This is a genomic window from Chitinophaga sp. ARDCPP14 (genome assembly GCF_051362515.1).
Lineage (GTDB): Bacteria > Bacteroidota > Bacteroidia > Chitinophagales > Chitinophagaceae > Chitinophaga.
Window position 1 is genome coordinate 15,973 of the sequence record NZ_JBKIXB010000006.1, and the last position, 13,234, is coordinate 29,206.

The 13,234-nt window shown below is 46.9% G+C and carries 11 protein-coding genes; 7 read left to right on the forward strand and 4 right to left on the reverse strand.

All coding sequences use genetic code 11. From position 1 onward, the window contains the following. Window positions 1-87: 87 nt before the first annotated feature. The 3 genes from proS (at window position 88) to ACLHR0_RS17470 (ending at window position 5,367) form a co-directional block, all read left to right on the forward strand. On the forward strand, window positions 88-1,563 hold the full coding sequence (gene proS / locus ACLHR0_RS17460; RefSeq protein WP_436488261.1) for a proline--tRNA ligase: 1,476 nt from the start codon (window positions 88-90) through the stop codon (window positions 1,561-1,563). A 121-nt stretch (window positions 1,564-1,684) separates the two neighbouring features. Next, window positions 1,685-4,609: a histidine kinase gene (locus tag ACLHR0_RS17465; protein ID WP_429046049.1), complete on the forward strand. Its 2,925-nt coding sequence runs from the start codon at window positions 1,685-1,687 to the stop codon at window positions 4,607-4,609. Next, entirely contained in the window at window positions 4,606-5,367 is a 762-nt protein-coding gene (locus tag ACLHR0_RS17470) for a LytR/AlgR family response regulator transcription factor (RefSeq protein ID WP_078672331.1), read from the forward strand. Before ACLHR0_RS17465 ends, ACLHR0_RS17470 begins: the two co-directional genes overlap by 4 nt. A gap of 272 nt (window positions 5,368-5,639) precedes the next feature. Here the strand turns inward: ACLHR0_RS17470 and ACLHR0_RS17475 are convergent, their stop codons facing one another. Beyond that, the gene (locus ACLHR0_RS17475) at window positions 5,640-7,214 is read right to left on the reverse strand and encodes a trypsin-like peptidase domain-containing protein (protein ID WP_429046052.1); all 1,575 of its coding nucleotides are present in this window, start codon (window positions 7,212-7,214) and stop codon (window positions 5,640-5,642) included. A gap of 485 nt (window positions 7,215-7,699) precedes the next feature. After that, the gene (locus tag ACLHR0_RS17480; protein ID WP_436488264.1) at window positions 7,700-8,698 is read right to left on the reverse strand and encodes an acyl-CoA reductase; all 999 of its coding nucleotides are present in this window, start codon (window positions 8,696-8,698) and stop codon (window positions 7,700-7,702) included. Between the two features lie 94 nt (window positions 8,699-8,792). On the opposite strand from ACLHR0_RS17480, the gene ACLHR0_RS17485 reads away from it, so the two are divergent. The 4 genes from ACLHR0_RS17485 (at window position 8,793) to ACLHR0_RS17500 (ending at window position 11,459) form a co-directional block, all read left to right on the forward strand. Continuing rightward, entirely contained in the window at window positions 8,793-9,140 is a 348-nt protein-coding gene (locus ACLHR0_RS17485; RefSeq protein WP_370912704.1) for a 4Fe-4S dicluster domain-containing protein, read from the forward strand. 147 nt (window positions 9,141-9,287) lie between these two features. Then, the gene (locus ACLHR0_RS17490; protein ID WP_436488266.1) at window positions 9,288-10,274 is read left to right on the forward strand and encodes a D-alanine--D-alanine ligase; all 987 of its coding nucleotides are present in this window, start codon (window positions 9,288-9,290) and stop codon (window positions 10,272-10,274) included. 26 nt (window positions 10,275-10,300) lie between these two features. Further along, complete coding sequence (locus ACLHR0_RS17495; RefSeq protein WP_436488268.1) at window positions 10,301-11,119, forward strand: PASTA domain-containing protein; 819 nt, start codon at window positions 10,301-10,303, stop codon at window positions 11,117-11,119. 34 nt (window positions 11,120-11,153) lie between these two features. Beyond that, on the forward strand, window positions 11,154-11,459 hold the full coding sequence (locus ACLHR0_RS17500; protein WP_079468586.1) for a rhodanese-like domain-containing protein: 306 nt from the start codon (window positions 11,154-11,156) through the stop codon (window positions 11,457-11,459). A gap of 70 nt (window positions 11,460-11,529) precedes the next feature. Here the strand turns inward: ACLHR0_RS17500 and ACLHR0_RS17505 are convergent, their stop codons facing one another. Continuing rightward, window positions 11,530-11,922, reverse strand: a complete 393-nt coding sequence (locus ACLHR0_RS17505; protein ID WP_370912701.1) for a RidA family protein — start codon at window positions 11,920-11,922, stop codon at window positions 11,530-11,532. A gap of 49 nt (window positions 11,923-11,971) precedes the next feature. Then, on the reverse strand, window positions 11,972-13,105 hold the full coding sequence (locus ACLHR0_RS17510) for a hypothetical protein (RefSeq protein WP_436488271.1): 1,134 nt from the start codon (window positions 13,103-13,105) through the stop codon (window positions 11,972-11,974). Window positions 13,106-13,234 lie beyond the last annotated feature (129 nt).

Sequence of the window (13,234 nt, forward strand, 5' to 3'; positions counted from 1 at the left end):
CACCCGGCGGATGGGTTTAATTTTGTCTCGACAAATTGAACCGGAACTAGCTTAAAAATAACGGTATATAAATAAGGTAAAATTTTTATGAGTAAAGAGATAACGGCCCGCTCGGAAGACTATTCAAAGTGGTATAACGACCTGGTATTGAAAGGCGGACTGGCAGATTATTCTGCAGTAAAAGGATGTATGGTCATCAAACCATACGGATTTGCTTTGTGGGAAGCCATGCGCGACGTACTGGACCGCAAATTCAAAGAAACCGGTCACCAGAATGCCTATTTCCCGCTGTTCATCCCCAAAAGCTTTTTAAGTAAAGAAGCTGCGCACGTGGAAGGATTCGCCAAAGAATGCGCCGTGGTAACCCACTACCGCCTCAAAAACGATCCCAACGGCGGCGGCGTAATCGTAGATCCCGATGCCAAACTGGCGGAAGAACTGATCGTTCGCCCCACTTCTGAAACTATTATCTGGAATACTTATAAAGACTGGATACAGTCGTACCGCGACTTACCCCTCCTGATCAACCAGTGGGCAAACGTTGTGCGCTGGGAAATGCGTACCCGCCTGTTTCTCCGTACCACGGAGTTCCTCTGGCAGGAAGGCCATACCGCCCACGCCACTGCACAGGAAGCCATCGAGGAAACAGAACAGATGCTGAATATCTATGCTGATTTCGCAGAAAACTATATGGCCGTGCCTGTTGTGCGCGGACTGAAATCCCCCAGCGAAAGATTTGCAGGCGCCGTGGAAACCTACTGCGTGGAAGCCATGATGCAGGATGGTAAAGCCTTACAGGCCGGTACCTCTCACTTCCTGGGACAAAATTTTGCCAAAGCATTCGACGTACAGTTCTCTAATAAAGAAAATAAACTGGAACATGTGTGGGCCACCTCCTGGGGCGTGTCTACCCGCCTGATCGGCGCACTCATCATGGTGCACAGCGATGATGAAGGCCTTGTAATGCCGCCAAAAATTGCACCTGTACAGGTAGTGATTGTGCCCATTTACAAAGGACCTGATCAGAAAGCAGGACTCGATGAAAAAGTAAATGTCATCGTTAAGGAACTGAGAAGCGCCGGTATCAGCGTGAAATACGATGATTCGGATAACAACCGCCCGGGCTGGAAGTTTGCCGAATACGAAATGAAAGGCGTACCGGTTCGTATAGCCATTGGCGCGAGAGATCTCGAAAACAATGTGGCCGAAGTAACCCGCCGCGACACCAGGGAAAAAATGAGCTTGTCGCTCGATGGTTTACCAACCCGCATCACGGAATTGCTCGACGAAATACAACTCAACCTGTTCAACAAAGCAAAAGCTTACCGCGATAGTCATATCACCCGTGTAGATACTTTTGAAGAATTTGAGAAAGTGCTGGACGAAAAAGGCGGCTTCGTATCTGCTCACTGGGATGGTACCGCCGAAACAGAAGAACAGATCAAAGATCGCACAAAAGCTACGATACGCTGTATTCCGCTCAACAACCCGCAGGAAGCCGGCAAGTGTATCCTGACCGGGAAGCCATCTAAAGAAAGGGTGCTTTTCGCAAGAGCGTACTAGGAAAGAAGTTTCATATTAAGTATTACGGGGCCGGATTTTTGCGGGTGTTTTCCGGAAAAATCCGTAACTCGTAATACTTACAGGTAATACTCCTGCAATAAACCATTAAACTCCGATGCCCTTGAGCCGTTTTATAATGTTATGGGGGTTGGTCTTCTTTTGCACTGTTACAACAACCCTCGCGCAGGGGCTGATGATCCGTAACTATAATGTAAAGGACGGACTGGCCAACGCTACTGTTTATGCTGCTACGCAGGATAAAGACGGTTTCATATGGTTTGCAACTCCTACCGGCGTCAGTAAATTTGATGGTAAAAGATTCCGCAACTACGCCAAAAAAGACGGTCTCACAGACAACGAGGTAGTGAAACTCGCCGCCGACTCCAGGGGAAGGGTATGGTTTTTCACCCTCAACGGAAAACCTTCGTTCTATAAGAAATCAGTGATTCATAACGAAGAAAATGATTCCTCCCTCATTTTTAACAGCCGTAGTCACTATATGCAGTATGCATTTGAAGGCAAAGGCGGTTATATCTGGTTCCTCAACAGCAACAACAGGATTGTTCAATACAACGGTAAAGAAATAATCTATGATAAACTGGGCGCCTCGGGATCAGACCTGTACTTCCTGATGCGGAACGACAGTATCTTCCACCCGCTGCAGGCCTCCTTTCACCTCGAAAGCCTGCGCGACCCCAGTAATTCCAAGCAAGAGATTTATAACGCATCGCCGTACCCGCTGGATGATTCCGCGTTTCACAACCGTATAAACGGAAGCGCCATTGTAATTATCCGGAACACGCTTTACTCCTACACCGCAAAGGATGCCGTGTGTTTTTTTAACGGCGCAGAATGGGGTATTAAAGATGATATCAGCCACATATGTATTGATAACGATAACCTGTGGATTGGCACCCAGCGCGCCTTGTATTACCTGAAAGATTATTTTAAAGGAGAACGGCAGATCACCCGGCTGCTGGATAATCACTTCATTACCTCCCTGCTGAAGGATAGGGACGGCAACATCTGGATCACCACTTTTGGAGACGGCGTGTATAACATCCCCTACAAAAACTTTTACTTCAGCTATCTCGATAATACCAACGGACTTTATTCACATTCCATTTTCAGCATCAGCAAAGATAAGAAAAGCGACCTGCTGCTGATCGGGCAGAATGCCGGCGTTCTCAATACAATGGATGCGGAAAACAGTATCCGGCAATACACAGTGGATACCACTTCCGGCCGTAACAGCGTACTTTCCATTACCCCGTATACCAACGATAATGTACTCATTGGCACCGATAACGGCTTGTACAAGTTTAATACCCTGTCCCGGAAAACAACACTGTTAAAATCCGTGAGAATGCTGAAAGATGTGGATGTGTCGCCTTCCGGGAAGATAAGGATTGCTGCAAAAAACCAGGTAGTAGCACTGGATGATTATGCCATCAGCGACCTCGATATGCTGGTTACTTCGCTGGCAAGCATCAACGACTCCGCTTATTACGTTGGAACCAACGCAGGCCTGTTTTTTTGTACAGACGGCAGGCGGCAACTGTTGCCAGCCGGTGCAGATACCCTGCGGAAGGTAAGTATCAAGGATCTTAAATGGATTGATGGCTCCCTCTGGATTGGTACCAGCGACCAGGGGATTTACGTGATGCAAAATGATAACGTCATCAAACACCTGTCCACCGCCAACAACCTGGCCAGCGATATCTGTCAGCAGCTTTACTACGATGGCGTGGGCCGGCTGTATGTGGCCACCAACCGCGGAGTGTCCGTGATTGATGTAAAAACGCAGACGATTACACGTAATATCACCTCCAGCGACGGCCTGATGTCGGACGATATCCGCGGCGTATATGCCGATAATGATACCCTCTTCATTGCTACCTCCAATGGCCTGTGTTCCTTTAATGCGGATCATATCCCGGTGGATACGGTGCCGCCGGTGATTTACCTGAATAATATCCGCTATGGCGACAGCACCTTCCTCGCCTCCAATAGCTTTGTACACCTGTATCAGCGCAAAGCCTCATTTGAAGCGGAATTCGGTACCATCGTTTTTGACCTGCCGGAGCTGGTGGAATACCAGTATAATTTTTCCGGAGATACCACCAGCGGCTGGGTAACCACCATGTCTAACATCATTCCGTTCCCCGACCTGCAGCCAGGGAATTACACCCTTATGATAAGGGCAAGAAAATATAAGAGCGACTGGTCAAAGCCGGTGAGCATAGATGTGAACATACTACCCAGGTGGTACCAGCAATGGTGGGCAAGAGGCATCCTCCTGCTGGCTGGTTTGCTGGTGGTGCTGATCGGTTTACGGTATATCATCAGGCGGATTAAACAGGCGGAAAAGCGTAAAACAGAGTACAACCGGCGCATTGCGGAGTTGGAAGCCAAGGCGCTGACGAACCAGATGAACCCACATTTTATTTTTAATTCGCTGAACTCCGTTCAACACCTTATATTGGAGAAGGAAGAGAAACAAGCGCTGAATTTCCTGGCAGACTTTGCTACGCTCATGAGGCAGATGCTCAACAACTCCAGGAAATCGTATATATCACTGGAAGAAGAAATCGCTTTCCTGACCCGTTACCTGGAGTTGGAAAAGATCCGGTTTGCACATTCCTTTACCTATCACTTTATCATGGAGGATGCTTTGAAGGAGTATACCATCTACATCCCACCCATGATTATTCAGCCGATAGTGGAAAATGCCATTAAACACGGATTGGCGCCCAAAAATATCAGCGGTTACCTGGAAATCCGCCTGGAAATGGTGGACGACCTGTTATATTGTTCGGTAGATGATGACGGAATAGGTTGGGATAAGTCAAATAGCATTAAAAGTTCAAGGCTCATTAAACACGAGTCTACTGCACTTAGCGTGATTAAAGAGCGGTTGCAGATTATAAAATCTTTTAATGGAAGTGTTGGAAAGTTAGAAATTATTGATAAATTTAAATCTGGTTTCGGCAATAAGGAAGGTACCTTAGTTGAAATACTGATTCCCATTGTTAAGATGTTATGAGTAATATAAAAGCTGCCATTGTAGACGATGAAGTCCGCAACATTCATATTTTACGCAATATACTCGAGAACTACTGCAAAGATGTGACAGTTGTCGGTGAGGCGCAGAATATCAATGAGGCGGCAGAAATGATAAAAAATAACCCCATTGATGTTCTGTTTCTTGACATTGAGATGCCACCACACAATGGATTTCAGCTACTGGAAATGTTTCCGGTACTGAATTTTGAAGTTATTTTTATCACCGCTTTCCAGGAATATGCACTGCAGGCAATTAAATTTGCTGCGCTGGATTACCTGTTGAAACCAATCAAGGTCAGTGAAGTGGAAGATGCACTTGAAAAAGTGAAGAAAAGCAAGAAGGGGCGACTCAACGAGCTGGCATCCATACTGAAAGACTACGTAAAGAACAACGATAACGCCTTCTCAAAGATCGTTATACCGGTGAACGACGGGTATAATGTAATCGATCTGAAGGATATTATTTATTGTGAAGCCTTTGACAGCTATACTAAAATTCAGCTGATCAACAACGTATCTCACCTGATCTCCAAATCATTGAAGGAATATGAGGAAATGCTGTCCGATAAAGGTTTTTACCGGGTGCATAAGTCCTTCCTCATTAATATTCATCACATCGTGAAAATCATCAAAGGGCTGGGAACAGCCGTGGTGATGAGCGATCAGAAGAATATTCCTATCTCTTCCCGTAAAAAGGACGAGTTCTTTACCCAGCTGAAAGGGGTAATTAATCTCTGATATTATTAATTTACTTTAATTATTAAAGCCGGTGAGCCATCGCTTAACCGGCTTTTTTATGCGTTGCCTAAGCCAATTCTCCTGTTTACGGATTACCCCGCCAACTTATCAGATACTTATTTTATTTTCCTAATAGGTTTTCATAGAATGACTGATTGCACGGTCTGCTTTTCCAGGCGAGGCGTGTATGACTTAAAAAGAAAAAGTCCCGCTCCGGCTTGCCGGAAACGGGACTTTTTCTTAAGACCTAAAACCCAATTACTTTAAGGGGATCAGAGGTTTTCGGCCTCAGTGCCGGTAGCAATATTATAGTAATAAATATTTCCGCCTCTTTCAGGATAGAAACCTATCAGCTTGAGGTTCTTTTGCTTTTCCACTATCTGGCTGAGTTCATCCACGGAGGTGACCTGCGTGTTGCCGGCTTTCAGGATCACAAAGCCCGGGGCCATAGTGGTCTGTTTTTTCAGGATACCGTTGCCGATATCGTTTACAATTACCCCACCATTCACACCCAAACGGGCGGCCTGGTCTTTATCAAGTTCGGAGAGGTCTGCACCCAAACGATCCAGGGCAGTTACCTTTACCAGGTCTGTATTGCCTTTCAGGTTCTTCATCACCACATTGTTCACGGTAACTTCTTTACCGTCACGCAGATAGCTTAAACTGATTTTATCGCCTGGTTTGTAGCGTGCCACCTGTTCGCTCAACTGCGAAGTGGTAGGAATTTTTACGCCATTCACAGCGGTGATCACATCACCGGTACGGAGGCCTGCGGCCGCAGCAGAGCTGTTGGGCAATACATCTGTTACCTGTACGCCGTTTACATCCCTTTTAATACCGGCATCCTTTAACTGCTCATCGCTCATATTGGCAATGAGAGAGGAAGGCGCATATCTTACGCCAAGGTACGCCCGCTGTACATTACCATATTTCAGGATATCGTTCACCACTTTTTTGATGAGGTTTACCGGGATAGCGTAAGAGTAGCCGGCATAAGAGCCTGTTGGAGAGGCAATCGCAGAGTTGATACCTACCAGTTCGCCGGCGGTATTTACCAATGCGCCACCACTATTACCCTGGTTCACAGCAGCATCTGTTTGAATAAAGGATTCAATAGCGCTGTTCACTTTGCCACCGCTTCTGTTGATACCGATAGAGCGTGATTTGGCGCTTACAATACCCGCAGTCACCGTAGCATCCAGGTTCAGCGGATAACCTACCGCCAGTACCCATTGTCCTATTTCTACATTGTCGGAGTTGCCATACAGCAGATAAGGAAGGTCTTTCGCATCAATTTTAATAACGGCCAGGTCGGTGCTGGGGTCCGTGCCTATCATCTTTGCTTTGAATACTTTGTTTTCGTTGCTGAGGGAAACGCTGATTTCATCGGCGTCTGCAACTACGTGGTTATTGGTTACAATGTAACCGTCTGCAGAGATCAGTACGCCGGAACCGGATGCCATCTGGCCTGGAACATAGTACCTGCGGCCATCTCCGCCACCGTTAAATTCATCTCCAAAAAAATCATCTCCGAAAAGGTCCTGCAGGATACTGCGTCTTCTTTGCAGGTTATTACCATTGGTTACCTGCCTGGGGTTGATCTTTGTTTTGATATGCACTACACCCGGCACTGCTGCCTTGGCCGCGGTGGTGAAGTCGGAAGGTGGGGTGGCATTCGCATTCCCTTCCGTACCCGGCATGTAGCGGGCATAGTTTACGGGAATTTCAGTACCATTCTGGAAAACAATCGGCTGCTTCGGCTGAATATATTTGCCATACACAAATATGGAGGCAGCTGCCGTTACAGCACTGATAAGAACAGTCGTAACAATTTGCTTGAATTTCATATTATAGTGTGTTTGCGTGATAGTTAATAATAACGCCGGGATATGATCAATTTACATGCCCTTACTACAAATTTAATTCGCCCTGTGAATCAAACGCAACAGGGGTGATTCACTTTAACACATTTTTATATCAATCGTTAAACACGGCTTAATACCGTACTGACAGGAATGACAGCCCGCCTGTCAAGATAACAAGTAATTGCGACAAATTGTTAGGGCGGCGCCTTCGGCGCCTTTAAATTGTCTTGGAGCAGGATTACGCTGATTATGTTGATTACGCTGATTTTCCCACGTCTTGTTGTTTTTATATTTCGGGGAGATAAAAAGAGACCACATTTTATCTTTTCTAATCTTCCCATTACCATCACAACAAAAGGTGGAAAAATCTTCATAACAAAAGGTGGGAAAATCAGCGTAATCAACATAATTAGCGTAATCCTGCTCCAAGACAATTTCCGCGGCAAGCGCCGAAGGCGTGCGCCGCGCTACAACTCCAGCAGGAACTTCAGCGTATCTATCCCGTCTGCATAATCAGCAAGCGACGGCTGCTGGGCATAACCGAACGGCGTGAACTGTTGTCCTACCAGGCACTGCAGGGCGTCTTCACCGGAAAGCTCCTGTTGCAGCTGCGCCATATCTACATAATAACTATAGTGTAAAACGCTGATGGGTGAAAACAGGCCGGTGTTTTCCTGCAGCAGGATACTGCCATTAGTCATATAAGGACTGCTATTCAGCAGCAGCAGGGCCAGGTTATAGTCGTAGTTGTTTTTGTATTTGTGATGGTCAGCCAGGTGGCTGTATTTCTCCAGTGCTTTGAGCAGGGGGGCAAAGTCGTAGTTCAGTGGCACATAAATCTTAGTAACATTCCGACATCCAAGGCCGAAGTACAGCATCACATCATCGGCCAGGGCAAGCAGTTCCTCCGGGGTTTCCTTACCGGTAAGGATGGCGGCGGATGTGCGGTTGTGGCGGATAATGTGCGGGTATTTGGCAAAATAGTAGTGGAAGTACCGGGCTGAGTTGTTGCTGCCGGTGGCAATATAAGCGTCGCAGTTTTTCAGCATGTCCTGTATTTCCGTTTGACTGGCCTGGTCCGGATACCATTCACCGATCTTTTCCAGGATATGTTTCATCAGGATCTCATCTTTACCCGAAAGTTTCATTTTAACCCGGTGTCCGCTGATGAACCCGCAAAGCCAGTCGTGGAAGCCTACCAGCGGGATATTCCCGGCAGAAACGATTCCAACAGTTTTAGGGGTGCGTGCCTCCGCAGCTTTGGGATATCCCTGCAACCACTGCTGTAAAGGGGCAGGGGAGAGGAAATAACGGGAGATATTATCCAGCGCATTGTCGATAAAGGAGGGGATAAACCAACCATTGGCAATATATGCACGCTCTTTTACTGCTTCCAATTCCGGGCTTTTATCCGCCAGATACTGCCCCAGGCGCACCAATGCGGCTTCTTTTTCTGCTATGTTCATGAAACTATATAAATAATGACCTAATTAAACCGGGAAAATTTTATTTTTGTCACACAAAATTAATGGCTTACTACTTAACCAAAAAGTTTACACTATGGCAATTAAGATAACAGACGAATGTATAAACTGTGGCGCCTGCGAACCGGAATGCCCCAATAATGCGATATACGAGGGTGGTGTTGAATGGGCGCTAGCCGACGGTACCACCGTAAAAGGCTCCTATACATTAATGGATGGTAGTGTACTGGATGCTGACCAGCGAAATGCGCCTATCAGTGTAGATACCTACTATATTGTGCCCAACAAATGTACAGAATGCCAGGGATTTCATGAAGAACCGCAATGTGCGGCGGTTTGCCCGGTAGATTGCTGCGTTCCTGACGAAATGTACCAGGAAACCGTCGATGAACTGATGGATAAGAAGGCAAAACTGCACATTTAAGATATTCTCCAGGAAGCTTAATAACCGTTCCCGCGCTGGCTGGAACGGTTTTTTTATGTAATTTGAACAGCCACCGCCCACAGGCGCTGCGGCTCTTGACAATTAACAAATAACCTTTAACTTTACCCGCTTATAGTAAAATCTCTTATGAAGAAGAATATAGCTTTGGTCGCCGGTGGATATTCCGGAGAATATGTGATATCCGTACAAAGTGCCGTAACTATTGAAAATAACCTGGATAGCAGTAAGTATAATGTATACAAGATTATTATCACCAAAGAGAGCTGGAGCCATACCGGCGCCGATGGCCAGGTGACTGAAGTGGATAAAAATGATTTTTCCTTAACCATCAACGGAAAGAAGATCGTTTTTGATTCCGTATTTATTGGTATTCATGGTACACCGGGAGAAGATGGCCGCCTGCAGGGATATTTCGAAATGCTCGGTATTCCTTTTACCAGCTGTGGCATGGTTACCTCCGCACTCACATTCAACAAAAGCTATTGCAATAAGGTAGTAGATGCACTGAACATCGTAAAGGTGTCCAAATCAGTACATATTTTCCGTCATCAGCCCTATAATACAGCAGAAATACTGCAGCAACTGCGTTTACCCGTGTTCGTGAAACCGGCAGAAGGCGGCAGCAGCATTGGTATGTCGAAGGTGAAAACCGCTGAAGAACTGCAGCCAGCTATCGATAAGGCCTTTAATGAAGATTCCCAGATCCTGATCGAAGAGTTTATCAAAGGCCGGGAACTTACCATGGGATTGTACCGTGCAAACGGCGCTATTACCGTGCTGCCCATCACAGAAGTAGTGAGCAGCAAGGAGTTCTTCGACTACGAAGCCAAATACACCCCGGGCGTTTCCAACGAAATTACCCCTGCACCCATAACGGACGATATCGCCCGCCAGGTACAGGAAACCGCTACTGTTATTTACAATAAACTGAATTGTAAAGGCATTGTGCGGGTGGACTTTATCTATGAAGAAGGTACCGGGAAATTATATTTCCTGGAGATAAATACAATGCCCGGGCAGTCTGAAAACAGCCTGGTTCCCCAGCAGGTAAGGGCTGCAGGAAAAACGCTGACAGAATTTTATGGCCTGCTTTTGGAAGAAAGCCTGAAGTAAGGATTATCACACTTAATATAATTATCGTGTTCGACTTTATTACCAAACGCTCTTTTTTATTTAATCTGCTGGCGGTTATTGTAGTGTTTTTTGCCCTGGCCCTGTTGTTTTTCTCCATGCTGGGCTTCATTACCAAACACGGACAACAGCAAACCGTACCGGATGTGCATGGGAAAAATATAAAAGAAGCTGTTGCGTTGCTGGAAAAAGCCGGCTTTGAAGCTGATGTAAGGGATTCTATTTATATTGATTCTATTCCTCCACTGGCAGTGTATGCGCAAACGCCCGACAAGGGAGCACAGGTAAAGGTGGGCAGGACTATTTACCTGACCGTAAATAAAACAGTGGCGCCCATGGTGAAAATGCCGGACCTCGAAGGACTTACCTTCCGCAGCGCCGAAATGATGCTGAAAAGCATGCGCCTCAACGTAGGAGACACCATTTATAAACCCGATTTTGCCACCAACACCGTATTACAGCAACTGCTGAATGGCAGGAAGGTAAAGCCCGGCACCGAAGTAGCGGAAGGCAGCAATATCACCCTGATCCTTAGCAGCGGAACCGGCAGCGTGGAAAACCCGGTGCCCAACTTCGTAGGACTTACCTACGCAGAAGCCCGCGAAATGCTCAGCGCCAGCAATCTTAATTCAGGTACCGTGATCATTGATCCCAGCGTATCCGATACAGCAAATGCCTACGTGATCAAACAGGTGCCTACCCGCAAAAATGAGATCGGCGATTTTAATATGGTAAGGGCCGGTGAAAGCGTGGACTTCTGGTTATCAGCTACCAAACCGGTAACCGACAGTACCGCCGCCCCTAAACCAGTTGAAGAGGATAATTGAAAATGATGTAATTTGATTTTAAATACTTAATAACATGCAAAACATTACGGCAGAAGAACTGAAACAACGCATAGACAACGGTGAAGAACTTTATATATTAGATGTAAGAGAACCACATGAACGCGCAGAGTTCAACATTGGCGGTACGCATATTCCTTTGGGCTTTGTACAGCAGATGCAGGTGGACGAAATTGAGGACTGGAAAGACAAGGAGATCATCGTGTATTGCCGCAGCGGTAACCGCAGCGGACAGGCTTGTATGTTACTCGACTCCATGGGCTTTACCAACACCAAAAACCTGGTAGGTGGTATGCTGAAATGGACAGAGCTGTATAAATAACATTTAGTGCCTTCTGCGCCTGCTTTGCCCGGTTTGTACCGGAAATGTAAGCGCAGAAGGATTCCCTCCATCAGGCTTTCTGCTCTACAATAGCAGTAGCTTCTATCTCCACCAGGTAACGGGGATCAATCAGTTTACTTACTTCTACCATGGTGGTAGCTGGTTTGATGCTTTTAAAGAACTCCCCGTGTGCCCTTCCATACTCTTCCCACCTGGAGATATCTGTTACAAACATCCGGGTACGTACCACATCATGCAGCGTGGCGCCGGCATTGATTAAGGCGGATTCTATTTTTGCCAGGGCAAATTTCGTTTGCTCATAGGCGTTACCTTCCGCTACCACTTTGTCGTTATCCGATGCCACGGTGCCGGATACTTCAATTACATTGCCCACCCTTACTGCCCGGGAGTAACCTACTTTTCCTTCCCAGAGTGCCCCGGAGGAATAATTGGTGCGTTTCATAGCTGTTTTTTAGAAAGATGAGGAGATATGCAAATCTACAACATCTTCTTTAGTGTGTGGCCGCGGTGTTGGTCCCGGAGGTATCTGCCGGGGGCGGCGCGTTCCTGAATTTCACCACCTTTCCCAGCAAATCAAACCAGAAGGGCGCTCCCAGCGATATGGCCAGTGCGGTAATGCACCAGCCGGCGAAGACCAGCCAGCCGTTTTGCTGAAAAGGATGCGTGTAACCGCAGCGCAGGGTAATATGGCCGCCGGTACTGTCGGTTACACAGGCCCGTTTGATGCCAAGCACGTTTGCCGCATCGCCGGCATCGCTGCGCAGCATGCCATACACGCCCAGCAGGGAAGTATCGCTGACGAGTATACGAACAGAAGTATCGGCCCGGAAAAAGGCGCTGTCCTTATGCAGTACGTTTTTACGTATAAGCGTATCAGTGATGGCCGTATAACCCGGCGCCCGGCTGGATGCCAGCTGCACCAGCTGTGATCTTACATTTTTGTCTTTCATGAGGATCCGCGCAATAGCAATGGAATCCACGTTGAACAACGCCGCAATGGCCATACCCATACATAGCAGCCAGGTTTGCGTTTGCTTCCGGTACCAGCCGCTGGCGCGGGTCATGGTTTCATTAAACCATGTTTCCATATTAATCCGGAAAGCTGCCATATTGTGCCCCGCATCTTCAAATAATTGTAACAGGTGCTCCCTGGTACCCGGTACCAGCTGCAGGTAATTGTGCGTCAGCGCCGCTTTGATAGCCAGGGCATCTGTTGCCTTGTGCTCGGGCACACTACTGCGTAACAGGTGCACCATTGCCTGGGAAAAGATCTGCGGACTGATATAAGCAGGGCGCGAAGTGGCGCTGTTCTCGCCCAGGTTCCGGATAGAAGGCGTGCTGTAAAACTTTTTAAGGAAAGGACTTTTCCGGAAAGGCTCGAAGAAATAAACCACACTCCATCCCAGTTCATAAAACCAGTTGAAGAAAGTAAACTTCCCAAACCAGCCCAGGTCTTTACTGTGATCATCGTCCTCCAGCATCCGGCGTAAGCCTTTCGTTAACAGCCGCGCCCTGGAATTGAAGATCCTGGCAACCAGCTCCTGCACCACCGAGGCCAGCAAACTGTATAGCAGATAAATGAAAATAAGGCCGAGGGCCACATCTATGGCCAGGTTACTAAACATAAGGATAGGTATTAAGTTGACATATTTACATAAAAGTAAATATTTATACCAAAGATAAAAGGACACTACGCAATGTATTTGCAAACTCTCCGTTATGTTTTTTAACAAATTGCTGTGTCAGCCGCAGCA